Raw genomic sequence first — 3,461 nt, 5'->3', positions numbered from 1 at the left:
TACATTTCTAATTCCATAAGAGATTGAAATAATATCCGCACTATTATTCTCTAAAGGCATATTTGCAGCTCCTGCTTCAATAAACTCAACATCAGGTAGTTTTTGTTTTCCAACTTCCATCATTCCAACACTTGGATCTATTCCAATAATATTATCAAATGTAATATTGTTTTTTTCAGCAACTTTTTTCCAAAATAAAATCATATCACCAGTACCACAAGCAACATCAACTATTTTTTCAATTTTTTTACTATTGTAAAGTTCAAATGTTTTATTACAAGCTTTATTTCTCCATGATTTATCAATTCCCATTGAAAGAACTCTATTTGCTACATCATAAGTACCTGCAATATCATTGAACATTGATACGATTTTTTCTTGTTTACCCATATTACTTTCCTATTTTTCTTTTTTTATAAAACATATTTACCAATAACTAATCCTAAAATAAAACCAATATTTATAGCAACTGCAATAAACATATATGAAATTTTTTTATTAGCTTGAGGAATTCTTGTTAAAATATCTTCTTGTTGTTTTAAAGTATTATCAAAATCTCTAGATGATTTATCAAAGATTTTAGTTGATTTATCTAATGTAGAAACAGCACGCTTTAGTGCTATTTCTGAAAATTCCATTCGCTCAACAAGATCTTTTGCTTGTTTAAAACTCATTTCACTCATTTTTTTATATCAATCCAATCATCTAAATCACAAAATATTTTATTTAAAACACCAAGAACATAATCTTTAGATTCAGTTTGAATTCTTCTAAAGAACAGATATTTTCTTGCACTTTCAATATTTCCTAACTCTTTTGCCTCAATTGCTTTTGCAGCAAAATCAGTATTATTATAAGCCATTTCCCAAACTGTTGAACCTAGGTATCTACTCATAGTAATAACCTTGTCATTTTTTACAGGGAAATATTTTGGGTCTTTAACAAAATCACAAATTACTGAGTTTGACTCTAAATATTTATGACCAAAAAAGTTAATAAACTGTTCTTGAATATAATCAGGATGCATCGAGATTGCTCTATTTAAAGCAAAAATCACATTGTCTTCTGAGTTTTGTTCAATCTTTTTAATTTTCTTCATTGTAGAAATTGCATTTTTTCCATCAAGCTCACCATCACCTAAAGGAATAATCCATTTAACATTTCCAAATGAACCAACTTTTTTAATTTCATCTAAAACTAATGCAGAAGTTTTATTTCCACCAACATCAACAATAACTTCATGATTATCATCCATTAAAATTAATTCATCAAGTTCAGTTAATCTATTTGTACCTAACATTCTTTTATTTACAATTTCAGTTCTAGTAAACGACTTAGAATCATTGTTTTCATCATCAATTTCAATATAAGTAATTTTTTTACCATGTTTTTTAAACAAATAAGGTGCAATAACTTGCATTGCAACAGTAGATTTCCCTACTCCACCTTTTGTTTGCGGAATTATTATCATAAATTAACCCTTTGGATTGCGTTTCATAAACTCTATTATTTTTCCATGAAATCTAGCATAAATTTTATTTAATGTTATTTTTGAGTTATATAATTGCGCTATTTTATCGTAATTTTCATTAATTCCATATTCGCACCATCCTTGGAGCTCTTCATATGATTCAAATTCATAGCCAAATCTTTTTAGAAGTTTGTTTGTATATGAATCAACTACCATAAAATCTTGCTTACAACAGTAACATAAAATTGCATCTGCAGTTTCAGCACCTATTCCTTTTTGCCCCAATAACCAATCTCTTGTAGTATTGCTGCAAAAATTTTCAAAGTTTGAATATTCATCTAATATATTATTTGCCAATAAAATTAATCGTATTGCTTTTTGATTTTTAAATCCACTTGGAGTAATTGCATTTGTTAATGTTTCTAAAGGTATATTTGCTAAGTTTTCAAGAGAGTTGATATTTAGTTTTTTTAAGTTTTCTAATGATTTTTCTACATTAGTCCATTTAGTATTTTGAGTTAATATGGCACCTAATAAAACTTCAAAGGAAGTTGAACTAGGCCACCAATATTCATTTGTTTCATCTATTAAATTTTGATCTTTTAAATATATAAAAAGGTCATAAGAATTTAATATACTAATCAATCATTGCCTTTGTAATTATATATTCATTATTGTTACATAGTTTTTTGATTTTAAAACAATCTATTGCTTTTCCATCTTCATTTATATCAATTACCATAATTTGTAAAATTGACTTACCTGTACTTGGAACTTCAAAATGTCCACCAAGTCCAGTTGTTGCTTTTTGTATTGGTACTTTTTTATCCATACCAATTACATTATCTCTACAACCTGTTAATCCAATGTCAGTTAAATAAGCTGTATTATTAAAAATTTGTAAATCATCAGTTCCAATATGAGTATGAGTACCACAAATTCCACTTACTTGGTTTTGTAACATCATTAATAAAACTCTTTTTTCACTTGTAGCTTCAGCATGAAAATCAACAAAAATATTTTTAATTCCATCTTCTTGTAATTGAAGTAATAATTTTTTTGCCCAGTTAAATGGATTTTCAACAGTTGGCATAGCAAATTGACCCATAAGATTTATAACTGCTAGTTTTTCTATTCCATTTGCTGTTTGTACATCACAAACTTTAAGTCCAGAACCAATTAATCCTTCTGGATAGTTATCAGGTCTTAAAACTGGTTTAGTTTCAAGTAAAACCATCATATCTTTTTTCTTATCAAATGAATGATTTCCACCAGTTATTAAATCAATTCCCATTTTTAACAGTTCATCACAATTTTTAATTGTTAAACCAAAACCATGACTAGCATTTTCACCATTTGCTATTACAAAATCAATACCAAACTCTTCTTTAATTTTAGTCAAATTATCTTTTATTATTTTTCGTCCAGGTCTTCCTACTATGTCACCTATAAATGCAATTTTCAAATTTATCCTTAAAAGTGTAATCTAACTTTTTGTTTTGCGATTGTAACAATTGTAAGTTTAGGTATAACTTTTTTTCATTTAATTTTTATACTTTTTTTAAAGTAATTTGGAATACTGCTCCATCATCTTCATTATATGCAATAAGTTCTCCATTTTGTTGATCAATAATTTTTTTTGCGATATTTAGACCAACTCCCATACCACTGTGTTGCTTAGACGAAACAAAAGGATCAAAGATATTATCTAAAATATCATCATTAATTCCACCTGCATTATCTTTAAATGTGGTAATAATACTTTCATCTTTTTGTTCTATATTAATATATAAAGCTCTTTTTTCATAGTCTTGAATTTTAATTAACTCATCTAATGCATTATTTATTATAATTATCCAAACTTGTACTAATCTCTCTTTTTGAATCTTACAAACAAATTCATACTCATTTTTATTTATATTATCAATTTTAAATATATTACCATTTATGTAAATTCTTGTAATTTGTTTTGACCTATTATATGCCATTG

6 protein-coding genes are annotated in these 3,461 nt (G+C 26.6%); all 6 read right to left on the bottom strand.

Annotation, left to right across the window (positions count from 1 at the left end):
- The coding region (locus tag ACERKK_RS12285) for a class I SAM-dependent methyltransferase (RefSeq protein WP_373773367.1) at window positions 1-390 on the bottom strand (390 nt) is incomplete at its 3' end.
- Window positions 391-413: 23 nt separating this feature from the next.
- Window positions 414-674, bottom strand: coding sequence for a hypothetical protein (locus ACERKK_RS12280; RefSeq protein WP_373773366.1), 261 nt, complete (start codon window positions 672-674; stop codon window positions 414-416).
- A gap of 5 nt (window positions 675-679) precedes the next feature.
- Complete coding sequence (locus tag ACERKK_RS12275; protein WP_373773365.1) at window positions 680-1,471, bottom strand: hypothetical protein; 792 nt, start codon at window positions 1,469-1,471, stop codon at window positions 680-682.
- Between the two features lie 3 nt (window positions 1,472-1,474).
- Window positions 1,475-2,116 carry a 3-methyladenine DNA glycosylase gene (locus ACERKK_RS12270; RefSeq protein WP_373773364.1) on the bottom strand — a complete coding sequence of 214 codons (642 nt, stop codon included), beginning with the start codon at window positions 2,114-2,116 and terminating at the stop codon, window positions 1,475-1,477.
- Window positions 2,109-2,936 carry a YmdB family metallophosphoesterase gene (locus ACERKK_RS12265; protein WP_373773363.1) on the bottom strand — a complete coding sequence of 276 codons (828 nt, stop codon included), beginning with the start codon at window positions 2,934-2,936 and terminating at the stop codon, window positions 2,109-2,111. Before ACERKK_RS12265 ends, ACERKK_RS12270 begins: the two co-directional genes overlap by 8 nt.
- 85 nt (window positions 2,937-3,021) lie before the next feature.
- Window positions 3,022-3,461 (bottom strand): ATP-binding protein (locus tag ACERKK_RS12260; protein WP_373773362.1); only part of this gene is annotated, 440 nt, incomplete at its 5' end.

This window comes from Poseidonibacter sp., from assembly GCF_041821165.1.
GTDB lineage: Bacteria > Campylobacterota > Campylobacteria > Campylobacterales > Arcobacteraceae > Poseidonibacter.
Note: the sequence above shows the minus strand (reverse complement) of the source record. Positions and strands in the feature narration are given on the sequence as shown.

Bases quoted from the DNA above. Each gene is read 5' to 3' on its own strand.
- ACERKK_RS12280 (WP_373773366.1), bottom strand. From the start codon at position 674: ATGAGTTTTAAACAAGCAAAAGATCTTGTTGAGCGAATGGAATTTTCA.
- ACERKK_RS12275 (WP_373773365.1), bottom strand. From the start codon at position 1,471: ATGATAATAATTCCGCAAACAAAAGGTGGAGTAGGGAAATCTACTGTT.